At 39.3% G+C, this 15,994-nt stretch carries 20 protein-coding genes; 15 read left to right on the top strand and 5 right to left on the bottom strand.

The genetic code is table 11. The features are described 5' to 3' along the window. Positions 1–29: 29 nt before the first annotated feature. Positions 30–605: a guanylate kinase gene (locus J2Z37_RS05860; protein ID WP_209809290.1), complete on the bottom strand. Its 576-nt coding sequence runs from the start codon at positions 603–605 to the stop codon at positions 30–32. 272 nt (positions 606–877) lie between these two features. On the opposite strand from J2Z37_RS05860, the gene J2Z37_RS05855 reads away from it, so the two are divergent. From J2Z37_RS05855 to J2Z37_RS05820, 8 genes are all read left to right on the top strand, one after another. After that, a complete protein-coding gene (locus tag J2Z37_RS05855; RefSeq protein WP_209809289.1) occupies positions 878–2,359 on the top strand; it encodes a PAS domain-containing sensor histidine kinase in 1,482 nt (493 codons plus the stop codon). 203 nt (positions 2,360–2,562) lie between these two features. Next, on the top strand, positions 2,563–3,114 hold the full coding sequence (locus J2Z37_RS05850) for a class I SAM-dependent methyltransferase (RefSeq protein ID WP_209809288.1): 552 nt from the start codon (positions 2,563–2,565) through the stop codon (positions 3,112–3,114). 28 nt (positions 3,115–3,142) lie between these two features. Further along, the gene (locus tag J2Z37_RS05845) at positions 3,143–3,766 is read left to right on the top strand and encodes a DedA family protein (protein WP_209809287.1); all 624 of its coding nucleotides are present in this window, start codon (positions 3,143–3,145) and stop codon (positions 3,764–3,766) included. A 102-nt stretch (positions 3,767–3,868) separates the two neighbouring features. Then, complete coding sequence (locus tag J2Z37_RS05840; protein ID WP_209809286.1) at positions 3,869–4,954, top strand: iron-containing alcohol dehydrogenase family protein; 1,086 nt, start codon at positions 3,869–3,871, stop codon at positions 4,952–4,954. Between the two features lie 27 nt (positions 4,955–4,981). Then, positions 4,982–6,085: a histidinol-phosphate transaminase gene (gene hisC / locus J2Z37_RS05835; RefSeq protein WP_209809285.1), complete on the top strand. Its 1,104-nt coding sequence runs from the start codon at positions 4,982–4,984 to the stop codon at positions 6,083–6,085. Positions 6,086–6,103: 18 nt separating this feature from the next. Next, a complete protein-coding gene (locus tag J2Z37_RS05830; RefSeq protein WP_209809284.1) occupies positions 6,104–7,123 on the top strand; it encodes an ABC transporter substrate-binding protein in 1,020 nt (339 codons plus the stop codon). Positions 7,124–7,198: 75 nt separating this feature from the next. Continuing rightward, positions 7,199–7,993, top strand: coding sequence for an ABC transporter permease (locus J2Z37_RS05825; protein WP_209809283.1), 795 nt, complete (start codon positions 7,199–7,201; stop codon positions 7,991–7,993). A gap of 3 nt (positions 7,994–7,996) precedes the next feature. Further along, positions 7,997–8,773, top strand: a complete 777-nt coding sequence (locus tag J2Z37_RS05820) for an ABC transporter ATP-binding protein (protein ID WP_209809282.1) — start codon at positions 7,997–7,999, stop codon at positions 8,771–8,773. 53 nt (positions 8,774–8,826) lie between these two features. On the opposite strand, the gene J2Z37_RS05815 is transcribed toward J2Z37_RS05820, so the two are convergent. Next, on the bottom strand, positions 8,827–9,165 hold the full coding sequence (locus J2Z37_RS05815; RefSeq protein ID WP_209809281.1) for a hydrolase: 339 nt from the start codon (positions 9,163–9,165) through the stop codon (positions 8,827–8,829). A 12-nt stretch (positions 9,166–9,177) separates the two neighbouring features. After that, the gene (locus tag J2Z37_RS05810) at positions 9,178–9,411 is read right to left on the bottom strand and encodes a hypothetical protein (protein ID WP_209809280.1); all 234 of its coding nucleotides are present in this window, start codon (positions 9,409–9,411) and stop codon (positions 9,178–9,180) included. A 136-nt stretch (positions 9,412–9,547) separates the two neighbouring features. On the opposite strand from J2Z37_RS05810, the gene J2Z37_RS05805 reads away from it, so the two are divergent. Further along, the gene (locus J2Z37_RS05805) at positions 9,548–10,288 is read left to right on the top strand and encodes a sulfite exporter TauE/SafE family protein (RefSeq protein ID WP_342453786.1); all 741 of its coding nucleotides are present in this window, start codon (positions 9,548–9,550) and stop codon (positions 10,286–10,288) included. Positions 10,289–10,433: 145 nt separating this feature from the next. Further along, complete coding sequence (locus J2Z37_RS05800) at positions 10,434–11,684, top strand: FAD-dependent oxidoreductase (protein WP_209809278.1); 1,251 nt, start codon at positions 10,434–10,436, stop codon at positions 11,682–11,684. A 68-nt stretch (positions 11,685–11,752) separates the two neighbouring features. Here J2Z37_RS05800 and J2Z37_RS05795 read toward each other — a convergent pair whose 3' ends face one another. Then, the gene (locus J2Z37_RS05795; protein WP_245203623.1) at positions 11,753–11,965 is read right to left on the bottom strand and encodes a stage VI sporulation protein F; all 213 of its coding nucleotides are present in this window, start codon (positions 11,963–11,965) and stop codon (positions 11,753–11,755) included. A gap of 244 nt (positions 11,966–12,209) precedes the next feature. On the opposite strand from J2Z37_RS05795, the gene J2Z37_RS05790 reads away from it, so the two are divergent. From J2Z37_RS05790 to J2Z37_RS05770, 5 genes are all read left to right on the top strand, one after another. Beyond that, a complete protein-coding gene (locus tag J2Z37_RS05790) occupies positions 12,210–12,413 on the top strand; it encodes a hypothetical protein (protein WP_209809276.1) in 204 nt (67 codons plus the stop codon). 218 nt (positions 12,414–12,631) lie between these two features. After that, positions 12,632–13,036 carry an FxsA family protein gene (locus J2Z37_RS05785; RefSeq protein WP_209809275.1) on the top strand — a complete coding sequence of 135 codons (405 nt, stop codon included), beginning with the start codon at positions 12,632–12,634 and terminating at the stop codon, positions 13,034–13,036. Positions 13,037–13,183: 147 nt separating this feature from the next. Further along, the gene (locus J2Z37_RS05780) at positions 13,184–13,933 is read left to right on the top strand and encodes an ABC transporter ATP-binding protein (protein ID WP_209809274.1); all 750 of its coding nucleotides are present in this window, start codon (positions 13,184–13,186) and stop codon (positions 13,931–13,933) included. Next, positions 13,926–15,131: an ABC transporter permease gene (locus J2Z37_RS05775; protein WP_209809273.1), complete on the top strand. Its 1,206-nt coding sequence runs from the start codon at positions 13,926–13,928 to the stop codon at positions 15,129–15,131. Before J2Z37_RS05780 ends, J2Z37_RS05775 begins: the two co-directional genes overlap by 8 nt. A 61-nt stretch (positions 15,132–15,192) precedes the next feature. Continuing rightward, positions 15,193–15,705 carry a CcdC protein domain-containing protein gene (locus J2Z37_RS05770; RefSeq protein WP_209809272.1) on the top strand — a complete coding sequence of 171 codons (513 nt, stop codon included), beginning with the start codon at positions 15,193–15,195 and terminating at the stop codon, positions 15,703–15,705. Positions 15,706–15,715: 10 nt separating this feature from the next. Here J2Z37_RS05770 and J2Z37_RS05765 read toward each other — a convergent pair whose 3' ends face one another. Beyond that, positions 15,716–15,919, bottom strand: coding sequence for an aspartyl-phosphate phosphatase Spo0E family protein (locus J2Z37_RS05765; RefSeq protein ID WP_209809271.1), 204 nt, complete (start codon positions 15,917–15,919; stop codon positions 15,716–15,718). Positions 15,920–15,994 lie beyond the last annotated feature (75 nt).

Raw genomic sequence — 15,994 nt, 5'->3', positions numbered from 1 at the left:
CCATTCGGTGCCCTTTTTATTTTGTAGTTTTAATATTTACTGTCTGGGTCGTGGACAATTCCTAAGAAATTCTCAATTCTTGTTGTTAGCTCTTGTGCTGTACTTGCCAGATCATAATTTGCAATCGCAATATCGCACTCCCCTTGATAATTCATAACGTTATCATAATGGCGAAGATGTCGCTCAATCGTTTGTTTGTCGTCACCACGCAGTTGTTGTCGTTCGGTAACTGTATCACGATCGGCGTATACAAAAATGGTCACGACATTTGGGAATAATTTCTTGAAAATTTCACACCCTGCAGGGCTTAAAACAGCATAGAAGCCCCCTTGCTCACGCAAAAAGCGCTCACAGTCTTCCTTCTTAATGCCGTAGTAATAGCCATCAGAACGAACGGCTTCAATAAAGTTTCCTGCTTGTTCCTTCTCTGTGAATTCCTTTTCCGTGACGAAAATGTAATCTCTCCCTGGTGTTTCATATTGCCTTTTCGGCCTAGTGGTATAAGAGACGACTCGAGGAATGTGGAAAGTAATTCCCATTGCATTGGCAAGTGTATTTCGTCCAGAACCGTCAGGACCTACAAATAAAAAGACTCTTCCTTGCAATCTAATCGCCTCCCCATTCAAAATAATTGATTATTAAACCTATACTTATTATATCACAAAAAACTTATAGCCGGATGGAATGTTGTGAATATTTTGTTACAAAGACAAAAACTGTTTCTTTATTAAAATACAAAAATAGACAAATTTCGCAGAAGGAAATACACCTATGATAAGGCGAATATAGTTTATTAGGGAAAAATTAGTTGGACCAAACTGAAAGGTGGAAGAAAGGACTTCTTATGCTGTATTTCTTTTTGATCTTTTTGCTTCTCTTGTCTTGGATCTTTCTATGGACACTTTTCAAAAGGGTCGTTGAGACCAAAGATAAGCTTCATTCGATTGTCGAATTAAATTCCGCACTTATTTGTGAAATTGATCTTAAGGGTTTTATTTTACATGCAAATCCGTTAATAGAGGATATAACGGGCTATACAACTCATGAAGTTAAAGGAAAACCTTTTTCCTCTTTTATAAGTGAAGAGGACAAGGAAATAACTGGCGAGTACTTGGAAATTATTAAACAAGATACTGTTTCTCACTTTGAAGCTACAGTCATCCACTGCAATGGCAAACACGTACAGATTGGTGTGAAATGTATTCCTATTCGTATTAAGAAAAAGGTAATGGGCTATTACTTAATTGCCAAGGATATCACCCGAAGGAAAACCATGGAGAAGGCGCTCAGTGAAAGCGAGGAAAAATACCGTTTGATCACGGAAAACACATCGGATTTTATTGCTTTGGCAGATCCCCAAGGGAAGATACTGTATGCAACACAATCGCACCAATGTATTGCCGGATTTCAGGAAAATAACCTAAGCTATTTTTCCGTCCATCCTGAAGACTGGGAGAGGGTAAAACAGGTTTTTAAAGATATTGTAGTAGATAAGACGCCTGGCCAAGCGGAATACCGTGTGCCGCATGTGAATGGTGGGTGGATTACCTTCGAATCACGTGGCATGCCAATTCTAAATGACCGCGGTAGGGTAGAAAAGATTGTCATTGTATCGAGGGATATAACGGAAAGAAAGAAAACTGATGAACTGCTGATTAAATCGGAAAAACTATCAGTGGCAGGTCAGTTAGCTGCTGGAGTTGCCCATGAAATTCGCAACCCGTTAACCACCTTGCGCGGCTTCGTCCAACTTTTACAAAGCTCAGACAAAGGAAATCAAAAGTATTATGATATCATGTTATCTGAATTAGATCGCATTAATTTAATTGTTAGTGAATTTTTAATTCTATCGAAACCGCATTTACGCCATTTTGACCGAAAGGATGTCGCAAACATTTTGGAAAGCACCGTTGCGTTGCTGGATCCTCAGGCTAATATGCAGAATATAAGGATAGAGATGAATAATGATAGCAATTCTTCCTTTGTTAATTGTGAAGAGAATCATTTAAAACAGGTGTTTATTAACTTAATTAAAAATGGAATGGAAGCTATGCCTAATGGCGGAAATTTAAAAATAACGGTTCGCAATGTGGATGCTCAACAACTTCATATTGAAATTGTTGATGAAGGGGTCGGGGTTTCCAGTGAACAATTAAAAAGGTTAGGAGAACCTTTTTTTACCACTAAATCGACCGGTACTGGTCTAGGGCTAATGATCTGTTATAAAATTATCACTGATCACAATGGGAAAATAGCAATTACTAGTGAAATAGGGGAAGGGACGACAGTTAATATTTTTCTACCCCTATATCAAGAAGTAAAACAAGAAGCGGAAGAAAAACTTCACTATGTGGAATAATAGCGGAGAAGAGCAGACTTTTCGCAGTCTGCTCTTCTCTGTTTTTCGATGTTTTTTGCAAATTTTTTTAGCTGTTTTTATCATTCCATGGTAAAATAACTTTTATCGTTTATTATGTGGTCTCTAAATTGGACAGCAATAAAGAGGAATGACAGAATTACCATTCATTTTCTATACTCAAGGCTGAAAAAGAGGTAAAAACTATGATTGTAGACAAAATGACGTTTTTTTATAAATTTTTAAAATCACCTAAGCGCGTAGGCAGTGTCACTCCTAGTTCTATTTTTCTGGCTAACGCAATGCTAAAAAATGTTGATTGGGAAAACACGCAGAGTATCGTTGAATTGGGTGCAGGAACGGGAGCTTTCACCCGCCTTATTCAGCAAAATAAAAAGTCCTCCACTAATGGAATTATTTATGAGCAGGATACGGAGATGCGTCTTAGGTTAGAGAGATTATTTCCAGAGATGTCTTTTCATTCCTCCGCTGAAAATCTGTTCGAAGATATTCGTGATTTAGGGTTGGAACAGGTGGATTGTATTCTTTCCGGTTTACCTTTTGCGAATTTCAGTCAAACCCTCCGTGATCGTATAATAGATGCGGTTGTTCAATCCCTTAGACCTGGGGGAACCTTTATTGCTTTTCAATATTCTCGCCAAATGCTTCCTCAACTGGAGAAACACTTTTCTGATATTGACGTTTCTTTTGTGCCATTAAATATTCCTCCAGCCTTTGTTTATCTGTGTACAAAGTGAGTAAAGAATCGAGAAAGGAGGAAAAGACATGGATGCTTCCACGCTTATTGAGCTAGTTCATCAGTACGGATATCCTGCCTTATTTTTCTGTCTCTGGCTTGGAATTGTGGGGATGCCAATCCCTGATGAAGTAATTGTCATGACTGGGGGATTTGTCACCACTCTGGGGCTTTTAAAACCAATCCCGTCATTTCTTGTTACCTATGCAGGTGTAGCCTCCGGGCTGTCGATTGGTTATTTTCTCGGTCGCTGGCTTGGAGCACCTATTCTCGATAGGGTAATTAAAAGAAAAAACAATAAATATTTACTTAAATCGCAGTTGCTTATTGAGAAATATGGTTCACTTTCACTATTTATCAGTTATTTTTTTCCTGTCGTAAGACATATTATTCCCTATTTAGTTGGAATTAATAAAATGACTTTTCGGAGATACGCAGTTATTTCCTATTCAACTGGATTTCTATGGACCCTTTTGTTATTTATGACGGGCCGCTTGTTTGGAAATTATATCGAAGAAATTGGGACGGTCCTTCATCGGTATGGCATCTATTTTGTGCTTGTATTTCTGGTTATTTGTCTGATTGGATTTTTCTTGCGAAAGCAGTTATTTACATCTGCAAAATATGTTAAACAAGATGATAACATCTATTAGGGAATAAACATTGACAGTTAAAATGTTCTCCCATAGAATAGTCAGGGTGAATAAAAATGACAAGAAACTTTATAATTAATCAAGAAAATGGTGATTTTTAGGATGCAGTCAACAGTAGGACCAGCTAGCTATATTCGCCAACGCGATGTCATTGAGACAATAGGTCAGCATGCAAAAAAGTTTGGACAAAAAGCGTTAATTATTGGCGGGAAGACAGCCTTGTCCACTATTTCAGAAAAAATGTTGAGAAGTCTTGAGGAAAATGGGATCGTAAGCAATACCGAATGGTATGGTGGTGAATCCTCTTGGACAGAAATTAATAGATTAATTCAACTTGTTGAATCAGTAGGCCCACAGTTTTTAATTGCTGCTGGGGGTGGGAAAGCACTAGATACCGTGAAGGCTGTAGCTTACGCTACTAATCTTCCGTTAATTGCTGTTCCAACGATTGCAGCAACTTGTGCAGCTGCTACTCAAATTTCAATCATTTATAATGATGAGGGTATTTTTACAGAGATTAGTCGACGTTCTAAAGCACCTGATTTGGTTTTAGTTGACACAACAATTATCTCTCATGCGCCTGTTCGATTTCTCATTGCTGGAATTGGTGATACTCTGGCGAAATGGTTCGAATCCCGTGCATCATCTCAAAAATCAGTACCGACCGCACTTGTTCGAACTGCTGTAAAAATAGCGAATGAACTCTATTTAATTCTACTAGAATTTGGTAAAAGCGCCATAGAATCTGCTCGAAATCGTCAGGTAACCTCTGCTTTGAATGATGTCATTGACGCCATTATTTTAATCAGCGGCAGTGTGAGTGGGTATGGTGGTGATGCTTGCCGGACCGCTGCGGCACACGCCATCTATTCCGGGTTAACGATCTTTCCAGAAGTCCATGAGACTTATCATGGCGAAATTGTTGCCTTTGGAATCCTGTCCCAACTTGTATTAGAAGGCAAGGAAGATTCTGAAATCAGAGAATTAATTTCTTTCTACCGACAGATTCAGCTACCAACCACCTTGAAGGATATGGGGATTGTTTCTTTAACCGAAGAACAGCTTCAACAATTCGGAAGCGTTGCTGTAGAGATTGAAGATATGGCAAACATGCCTTTTACCGTTACCCCGGAGATGGTTATTCAGGCAGTTATCCAGGCAGACAGTCTAGGAACCGAATGCAAATAAAACATGAGGAGAAAGAAGGAAATCAATTTGCAACTACAGAAACTTGTCAGAAACGTTTATCCAAACCTTACTCCTTATACTTGTCAACTTGCAGACTTGCCAATTGAAGATTTAAAGAAAGTTTTAAATAAGGATAAGGTGTACAAGCTTTCGTTTAATGAGAGTCCGTTAGGGCCTTCCTCAAAAGTTATCGAAGCAATGCAAAAATCCCTATTGGAATTGAACCTATATCCAGATTCAACCGGGGAGGAACTCAAAGAAGAAATCTCTCGCATGGAGGGGATTGATAAATCTCAATTGCTCTTATCCAATGGGGCAGATGATTTGATAGTTCTTCTTGCGCAGACTTTTTTGGAACTTGAGGATGAGGTCATCATTCCACAAATTACCTTTGTCCAATACTTAGCTTCAACTCATTTAATGGGTGCAAAACCAGTTTTTGCCCCGATGAAGCCTGATTTGTCGATTGATTTAAAGGCTATCCTGGAGCGGATTACAGAAAAAACTAAATTAATTTTTTTGTGTAATCCTAACAATCCAACGGGTACGATAATTCCAGACAGCGAAATAGAAGCATTTCTTCAAGAAGTTCCGTCTAACGTATTGGTTATCATCGATGAAGCCTATCATGAATACGCAGACTCCGAAGAATATTCATCATCCGTAAAATATGTTGATAAAGGTTTTCCTGTTTTTGTTGTGCGAACCTTTTCGAAGATCTACTCTTTGGCCGCCGTACGAATCGGCTACGGTATAGGGGATGCAAGAGTTGTGGATGCCATCCACCATGTTCGGCCACCATTCAATGTTAATGCCGTGGCCCAAGCTGGCGCGCTGGCTGCCTTGAGAGATCAAGAACATGTGGAACAAGCAATAGCATTGAATCAAAAAGGGAAAACACAGTTGTATGAGCTGTTTACCGAAGTTGGATGGAAGTACATCAATACAAACGGAAATTTCATTTTCGTTGATATGGGCAGGGATAGTCAAGAAATATTCGATTCCCTTGCTGAACGTGGAATTATCGTAAGAACACTAACGGGTTATGGGCTGGAACATTCCTTGCGCGTTTCTATTGGGGATGAAGAAGGCATTCATGCTTTTATACAAGCAATAAAAGAAATTATATAAAAATGGGGGAGTCCAAAAATGAAAAAATGGATGCATGTCTTATTATCTGCAACACTATTGCTAGGTGTAACCGCTTGTGGCGGGGGAGGAAATGAAGATTCTTCTGCGGCAAGCAATGGGTCGCAGCAAGAACAACAAACAAAAGAGCCTTTGAAAGTAACCTTACCTACATGGACAGGGTATGGACCTTTATTTATTGCAAAAGAAAAAGGTTTCTTTGAGAAACATGGAGTAGATGTCGAATTATCTATTATCGAGGGGTTGGCTGAACGTAAACAAGCTCTTGCAGGTGGAAAGCTTGATGGTATGGCTACTGCTTTGGATGTTCAAACTACTCTCGCTTCTTCCGGTGTTCCGATGGAAGTTGTATGGATCCTTGATGACTCTTATGGTGGAGACGGAATTCTTGTGAAAAATGACATAAATTCTGCCGCTGACTTAAAAGGGAAGCAAGTGGCTTTTGAATTTGGATCGACTAGTCATTTGTTATTACTTAGTGCCCTTAAACAAGCTGGTTTAACAGATAAAGATGTAGAAATGGTTCAAATGTCTGCTGGTGATGCAGGGGCTGCTTTTACCGCAGGAAAAGTAGATGCTGCAGTAACTTGGGAGCCATGGTTATCCAAAGGTGCTAATGCAAATGGTAAGGTATTGCTAACCACAAAGGATCTGCCTGGAATTATTGTGGATACAGTTGGCTTTAGAAAAGAAATTGTAGATCAACGCCCAGATGAAATTAAAGCTTTCGTTGCCGCAATGGCTGATGCAATGAATTACTGGAAAGAAAATGAACAAGACGCTGTTTCTATTATGGCTAAAGGTTTAAACATAGATGAAAAAGAATTCACAGGTACTGCCTCAGGCTTAAAATTCTTCAATTTGGATGAGAACAAAAAATCGTTTGGTACAGCTGATAACAAAGGACCTATTTATCAATCAACACAAAATGATATCGATTTTTATTTAGAACAAAAAATTATCGATAGTGCACCAAGCGCGGAAGAAATTATTAACCCAACATTTGTGCAAGGACTTTAATAGGGAGGGCCCTGCGAAGGGCCCATCTTTTTTTCAATACTAATGAATAGTGAAAACAGTGAGAGGAGGAAGACGGTGTTTAGTAAATTGTTTACGCCGAACAAGGAGATCCCAAGAAGCATTTATATTGCGGCAGGAATTGCTTCTTTTGTTGCTTTCATTGGGTTCTGGTCAGTGCTTAGCTATGGCGGGTTAGTTAATCCATTGTTTTTGCCTGCACCTGATATTATATGGAAAACCGCAATCAACCAGTTTATAGATGGAGAGATTCTATCCGACATTGGAATTAGTTTTAGCCGGGTTGCTTTAGGATTTTTCTTTGCTGCTTTAGTCGGTGTACCGCTTGGTATGCTAATGGGTTCATTAAGGATTATGGAAGGTGCTTTTGAACCGATCATTGGATTTATTCGTTATATGCCAGCATCTGCATTTATTCCGTTATTTATTTTATGGATTGGTTTAGGGGAAGCTGAAAAAATGGCCGTTATCTTCTTCGGAACCTTTTTTCAACTGACACTTATGGTCATGGACGTAACGAAAAATATTCAAAACGACCTAATTGAGGTTTCTTATACTTTGGGTGCCTCTAAAGGCCAAATCTTTAGGAAGGTTATCCTGCCTGCATCATTACCAGGAATCGTTGATACTTTAAGAATTACTTTTGGATGGGCTTGGACCTACCTCGTTGTGGCAGAAATCGTCGGGGCTACCAGCGGACTAGGTTTCATGATCATGCAAGCTTCCCGCTTTTTAAAACCCGAAAAGATCATTGTGGGCATTATCATTATCGGTTTGTTAGGTATGATTATCGACTTGTTATTTAAGGTTTTATACCGTGCATCATTCTCTTGGATGAGAAAGGAGGGGTAGAGGATGGATAATGCAAAACTAATCATTGATCAAGTGGGAAAGGTTTTTCCAACGAAAGCCGGTGAAATGGTTGCATTGGACCAAACCTCTTTCTCCATAAAAGATGGGGAGTTTGTTACGATTCTTGGACCATCCGGGTGTGGGAAATCAACGATTTTACGAATTGTTGCAGGACTTGAACAACCCTCTTCGGGACGAGTTCTCCTTGATGGGAAAGAAGTGAAAGAACCCGGACCCGATCGCGGCATGGTTTTCCAATCTTATACCCTATATCCCTGGCTGACTGTTGAGGATAATATTTCTTTCGGTTTGGAATTAAAGGGTGTTCCTAAAAAGCAAAGACTTGAAACAGCCCAACATTATTTAAACCTAATTGGGTTAAAAGGCTTTGAAAAGCATTATCCTGTTCAACTATCTGGGGGAATGAAACAAAGGGTGGCGATTGCCCGCGCCCTTGCTAATGATCCGAAAATTTTGCTGATGGACGAACCGTTTGGCGCCTTAGATGCACAAACTCGTACGATCATGCAGGAAATTCTCTTAAAAGTATGGGAAGAATCCAGGAAGACAATTCTATTTATTACCCATGATGTGGAAGAGGCTATTTTTCTTGGTGATTCTGTTTATGTAATGACAGCTAGACCCGGAAGGCTGAAAAAGAATATCAAGGTTCCCCTTGATCGCCCAAGAGAATTTAGTGTTAAACAATCTCCAGAGTTTCTTGATTTAAAAAATGAACTGTTAGGTTTGATTCGGGAAGAAACCCTAAAAGTTGTATAATCAAAAAGGGATATCCTCAATTGTTTTGAGGTATCCCTTTTGATTTATCTTTCTTAACCAAAGGTGTTATCTGGCATCGCTTGATTACCTAGCATTCCCATGCTTTCAATATGTTCTTTTGCCTCGGGTGTGCCTACCCTATGGATAAAACGATAAGTTTGGATTAAAGCGTCACTATAATCATCATTTGGTTTATCGTCATGATACGGGACATATGGTGTGATCAAAGGGACAAAGGTGTCTCCATCCTTTTCCTGCATTTTATTAAACAATTCCTGGAGAATAGTTACCTCATTTTCTGTTGCTTCGATTTCGTATTCCCACTCATCGATGGTTGGATCTGAAAATATTTCTTTTGACTGAACAGATATATAATATTTTTGTTTATCCATGATTTCACCTCCCTAAAATGGGGCATTATGATACATTTTAAACACCCATATTAATAGAAAAAAAAGGGCAGCGCCAAAGATATAGGCCCATACAATGGGGTTTTTTGCCATAGGATTCCTTTTAATGCTTGGGTCTACACCGTGATCGTGTACTTTCTGTCTGTTTCCGTATCGTATAGAGAGAATCAGTCCAACAAGCAATACGGCAGCTATGATAATCATTAGAGTCGTGTAAAGTGTCGTCAATCGTTTTCTCTCCCTTGTCTTAGACTTGTTATTATCCTTTGAAGAAAAAAGAAAATCATACAGATTTATGCTTCCAGTATTTAGTAGTATAATGAAGGTAAATAGACAAACCTGTTTAGTAAATGGGGGATATTACGTGTCAATTGAACTAGTATACATACTAATCATTCTTTTTATAGGCAGCTTCATTCAGGGATCAAGTGGTTTTGGATTTGGACTTTTCTCAATGGGTTTGCTTTCTCTTATATTAACTGTCAAGGATAGCATTCTTCTCATTCTGGGATTGACGATTCTGATTTCCATCCGCATTCTTATTAAATACTATCGCTTTATATGTTGGAAGGAATTAATTCCTATCCTGTGCGCGGCACTTGTAGGAAGGATTTTTGCTTTTTTCTTTATCGGCCAGTTTGGCACATCAGAAATGATGAAACAGTGGCTAGGGTTTGTCTTGCTAGGACTTGTTGGTTATTTATTTTTAAGACCTAAAAAGGAACTAAGCCGTTTGCCGTTTTCCGATCATTTGCTGTTTCCGGTCCTCGTTGGGCTTGCGGGAGGATTTGTCGGTGGGGCTTTTGCGGTTGGTGGACCTTTTTTTGTCGTGTATTTTCTTATGTTCTATCAGGATAAACGCAATTATAATGCCAATCTTCAGGTGACCTTCTTCCTCAGCAATCTATTTACGTTAATTATGCATGGGCTGAACGGTGATGTAACACCGAAACTTTCTCTATATATCCTGCTGGGCTCCTTGGCAGTTCTTTTTGGCGTATCCATTGGCTTAAAGTGGTTTGAACGATTGCCGAAAGAATTTATTCAACGGCTTGCTTACAGCATAGTGCTTGTGGCTGGGATCAATTTACTAATATTTTCATAGGGGAACAGACCACAGTGTGGTTCTTCTGCTTAATTTTTGAGAAAAAGAATACACTAAAGTACATAAAGATCTTGATTTTTATTTGTAATTATTATAAACTAGTATTAGTTAGTAATAGATAAACGTATTTAAGGAGTGAAGGATTATGGCTAAAGCAATCGTATATAGTAGTACTGGATGTCCTTACTGCGAAAAAATAAAAAATGAATTGAAATCCTGGAATATTGAATATGAAGAAAGAAATGTAACGGAAAACCCCGAGTATTTTAATGACCTACATGAAAAAGGGATGTTTTCTACACCCGTTACGTTTATTGACGGAGAAGCTTTTATTGGTTATCGACCAAACAAAATGAAAGCCTACCTGGGAATTACTGATGAGCCTAAAGCAGAGCAAAAAGAAGAACAACCTAATCAAGATCAGATTTTCTCTCCAATGGACCAAAAAATTCTTAATGAAACATGGGACCTTGTATGTATCGGAGGGGGACCTGCTGGTTCTTCAGCTGCTGTTTATGCATCCCGAGGAAAACTGAAAACTCTCGTTATCGATAAATCGCCAGCATCCGGAACCTTGGCTATCACCCATAAGATTGCCAACTATCCAGGAATCAGAGGGGAAGTGACAGGGTTAGAGTTATTACAGATGATGCAGGCACAAGCTAAAGATTTTGGCACTACCTTTGTACGATCCAATGTACTTAGTGTTGATTTTTCTGATGATGAAATTAAAAAACTTGAAGTTCCTGAAGGAACGATTAAGACGAAAAGTGTCTTTATTGGTGTAGGGGCCAAAGCACCGTTAAATAAAATTAAAGGGGAAGAAGAATATACTGGACGCGGCGTCAGCTATTGTTCAACTTGTGATGCTGCCTTCTTCCAAGATCGTGTTGTTGCCGTTGTAGGTGACACTGAAGAAGCAGTGCATGAAGCAGAAGCCCTTTCAAAATTCTGTAAAGAGGTGAGGGTTGTAGTTCCAACCAGCCAATTTAAAGGGGAAGTAGACTACTCTGATCTAGAACGGAAATCCAATGTGAAAATCTACTTTAAACACCGTGTAAAAGAAATTGCCGGAAGCAATAAAGTTGAGAAATTATTTATTTTGGATGACCAAAAACAAGAACATACCTGGGATGTCGACGGCGTCTTCCTTTACTTGGCAGGCCTAAAACCTGGAACAGATTTCCTAAAAGACTCAGTTAGCCGAGATTCAGAAGGTTACGTCAATGTGGACGAATATTTGCGTAGCAGTGTTGATGGAGTGTTCGCTGGTGGGGATGCGCGTAGGACCCCGATAAAACAGGCAGTCATTTCTGCTGCAGATGGAGCGATTGCAGCTCTGGGTGCGGATCAACACGTTAACAAGCGTTCGAAGATGAGACCACAGTACAGCTAATAAAAAAAGAGGTCCTTCAAGCTTTTGTGCTTTTAGGACCTCTTTTTTTGCTGATGGTATAGGAGGGCTTATTTTTTTCCTAAGTTTTTCATGACCTTATTCTTCACATCGGCCAATTTTTCATCGGAAATTTTAATTCCAGCAGCTTTGGCGACATCCTCAATTAAACTATCAATGTTTTTCCCCTTGTTTAAATCCTTTTTTGAATATCCTTTGGCTATAGACTTTACTTTATCCATACTCCAAGGCTTCTTGCTTTTTTCATTAATTTTCTTCAACATGTTTTTGAAATTCATTCCACTTCATCCTCTCTCATGATGATCTAATATAGAGCTCGCTTCAAACCAAGCTTTAGCTCAATTATTATATGGAACAAGAAAAGGACTGGTTTGGGTAAACAACATAATCTTAGGAAAAATAGGCAAAAAATTTTTAAATGACGCAAAATATGACAACATTTTCATGTCGGATCGATTATAGTGAAATTTAAGAATAAATAGGACAAGCTATTAGGAGGAATCAAACGTGTTCAGAATGGAGTTTTTAGACACTGTTTGGAATTTGGGAATCGTTGAAGCGGAAGAGCTTGCTGCCTTATTAAATACGACAACAGAACTCATCTTGAGCGAGGCCGAACATTGTGCTGGAAATGGTTTGATTAAAATTCGCGATACTTTGATTCTAGCTACTGCTTCAACCCAATTACATCGGGCCGAGGAAGCCGTCTAGCTAAATAACGGAATTTTCCGTTATAATTGTATTTCACCGTATGCAAGCGTTTCCAATAAGGGTGACGGAACATTCTTCCGTTATTTGGTTGAAGCTACCATCAAAACCATGAATAACGGAAAGATCTTCCTTTATTTCTAAATGCCTCATGTCTGTGATTGTTTTCTTTGTCTAACCTTTGTTAAGATGAAAGAAAAGAAGAACAGGGGTGAGAATCTATGAAAATATTAATTGCTATTCTAATTATCATACCCACCATGGAAATTTGGGGGCTGATCACTGCTGGAAAAGCGTTTGGTTGGTTACCCACTTTATTCATGATCATCTTCACAGGTATGCTAGGTGCCTGGTTAGCTAAGAGACAAGGTTTGCAAGTCTGGCAACGTACCATTAGAGAACTGCAGCACGGAGGTATTCCAGGTGATGCCTTGCTGGACGGGGTTGTGATATTAGCTGGTGGGTTACTGTTGCTTACTCCTGGATTCTTCACAGATCTAATTGGCTTTTTGTGCTTAATCCCTACAACAAGGGGAATATTTAAGCTTCTTTTGATTAAGTGGTTATGGAAAAATTTCCAAAATGGACGTTTTGTAATACATGGAGGGAACTGGTGGAGAAGGTAGTAGTGAGACCATTGTAAAAAATACTATATTGGCTACGCACACAAACCCCTCTTAGCATGAGGGGTTCTTTTCATGCTGTTGACCGAATTGCTCAAAAAATATCCCTCAGGTACAATAAGATTATCGTTAGAAGAAAAGAGGAGTGGAATGGGACATCCAGTTTTGCAAGTTCAGGAGATAACCGGTGGTTATATGAAAGGAAAACCTGTCCTGCACCGGGTCTCGATCGATATTCAGTCACATGAAATGGTAGGGCTGATTGGCCTGAATGGAGCGGGGAAGAGTACTACGATTAAGCATATATTGGGACTGTTGGATCCCTTTGAAGGCACGATTTTACTGGGAGGAATGAAACGAAAGGATTCCCCTGCGGAATATGCCTCAAGGATGTCCTATATCCCTGAAACTCCATTGTTTTATGAGCATTTAACCTTATGGGAACATCTTGAATTAACGGCGATGGCCTATCAGCTTAATCAGTCTGATTTTGAAAAACGGGCAAAGGAGCTTTTACAGGAGTTTCGCATGGAAAGGATGGTGAACTGGTTTCCTTCCACCTTTTCGAAAGGGATGAAGCAGAAACTGATGATTATCAATGCTTTTTTAACTGATCCCGCATTGTATATTGTCGATGAACCTTTCGTTGGTCTTGATCCCAGGGGGATTCAGTCGCTCCTGCAAATGCTCGAAAAGAAAAAAAGAGAAGGGGCCAGCATTTTGATGTCCACCCATATTTTAGCTACAGCAGAGCAGTACTGTGATCGGCTGATCCTTTTACATGAAGGAAGGGTCGTACTTCGGGGGACGCTCGCTGATTTACGTCAACAAACAGGTATGGAAAGGGCTTCTTTAGAGGATATCTTCCTAACGGTGACAGAGGTGCAAAGAAATGGCTGATTTAAATCAATTGTGGAAAAAGCGCCTATGGGGCTTCTGGGAAGATGCAATGCGCTACCTGCGGATCATTGTCATGGGGTATGTTTACTTTCCAATTCTGTTGCTCATCGGATTGGCTTTTTTATACCAGTATTTAACAAGACAGTTGCCTAGCAGCTTCCCGCTAGGTTGGATTCTCTCGTTTTTTCTTGCCTGGTTACTCGCACGCAGTCGGCCACGGACATTTCTTGAAGAAGCAGACCTAATCTTCTTGCGCCCTGTTCACCACCAAATGGGAACCTATTTTCGCAAGGCCGTGATCTACAGTTTCTTCATTTATTCCATTCAATTGCTTGCCTTCCTAGCACTGCTTTCACCACTTTTAGGGATCTACCTAGCTGGTAGCGGGCAAATCCTGCCTTTTTTGATCCCACTTTTGGTTCTCTTGTTGTGGAATTTAATCCTTGCAAGGCAGGAAATGAGGGCTCAGCAGCCATTATTACTGTTTGGATATAAAATGATCCGTTTTCTTTTGAATCTTATCGTTTGTTTGCAAATCTTTCAGGTGATTCCACTTTATTGGGTTGTGGATCTGACTGTCCTCTTCATCATTGCTTTTCTTTCTTGGAGGAAAGGAAAAGAAGAGAACTATAACTGGACTTTCTTGCTCCAAGTGGAAAGGAAGAAAAAAACATCATTTTACTCCTACATACACTGGTTCATGGAAACACCAGAGCAACAAACGACAATGGCGCATAGAAGAAATCTCCGCTTTCAGTTTCTTCGATTGCCATATCAACCGAGATCTACCTATTTTTACTTCTATCTAAAATCGTTAGTCCGGGAAAAAGAGGTATTCTATCCTTATATCAGACTCACCATGATTAGCACAGCTTTGATGTTTTGGCATGTTCCGCTTTATATTTCATTGCTTATATCTGTCCTAGCTCTTTTGCTTAATGGATTTCAGCTTTATCAAGTATGGCCACGATTGGATTCTTTCTGGTTCCATCTCTACCCTCTTCCATTGAGAAGTAGAGAAGATGGTTTTTTAAGAACGCTGTTTGTTTTATTAACAATACACATAACAGCGATGTCGATTGTGACTTTATGGTCTCAAGGGTTTGGGAAAGGAGGTCTACTATGGTTAGTTGGCATGTTCTTTCTCGCGGGGTGGGTATACGTTGGGATTAGAAAAAAAATAAGAATTCATCTATGAGGTGACCAGGATAAGAATCATTTCGACGTCCTGGTTCTTATTATATAGGGGAGGGGATTTAATGTTCTTTTGGTTGTTTCTCATCTTACTCGGTTTTGTGATTTACCGAAAAGTAAAACGGGCGGTTGGGATGCAGATTTATCGACCGGTCACAATCTGCATGCGCTTGGTTTTGTTACTGTTCACGATGTTAGTTCTCGTTATCATTCGTCCATTTGATCAAAAGTTTCTTTTTTTTGCTGGATTGGGATGCCTTATAGGGTTAGCATTTCTTACCTTATCGGTTAAACATACACGGTTTTATGTGAAAAATGATGGGCTTTATTATAAGAATAGTCCGTATATCAGTTTTATTATTCTTGTTATTGTTTTGGTTCGTGCAGTGATGAAAATTCCAACGATCCAAAGTCTTACCCACTTGCTGGAATATCAGAAAGGTCAAACTCCCAATCCAGATCTCTTGCCAACAATAATGATTGACCCAATTTCCGGATTGTTTATCTTTATGATGATCACCTATTTTATTGGTTACAATATATTTATTTATAAAAAGGGGCGGCAAGAATTGGTATAATGCGGAGCAATTAAGTATTATGCCAACGGTTCCTCATGACTAGGGTGATTAGCTTGTCCAACTTTTGACTAAGGTCAATCACTTGCGGGTGTTGAAAATTATAGTTATTTTCTTTAGCAGTCAATTCAAGCTGTTCTTTTAATCTTTGTATTTCACATTCTATGTTAAGTTCTGATATCACTGTAACGCCTTCTTCCTTTACTGTAATAAACATCATACTAGTTTATAGTAACGGAAAATCCACCTATTTTCGACCTTTTTCACTCGTCATTTCGTGACGAATATCGAC

This window comes from Ammoniphilus resinae, from assembly GCF_017873965.1.
Taxonomy (GTDB): Bacteria; Bacillota; Bacilli; order Aneurinibacillales; family RAOX-1; genus Ammoniphilus_A; species Ammoniphilus_A resinae.
Note: the sequence above shows the minus strand (reverse complement) of the source record. Positions and strands in the feature narration are given on the sequence as shown.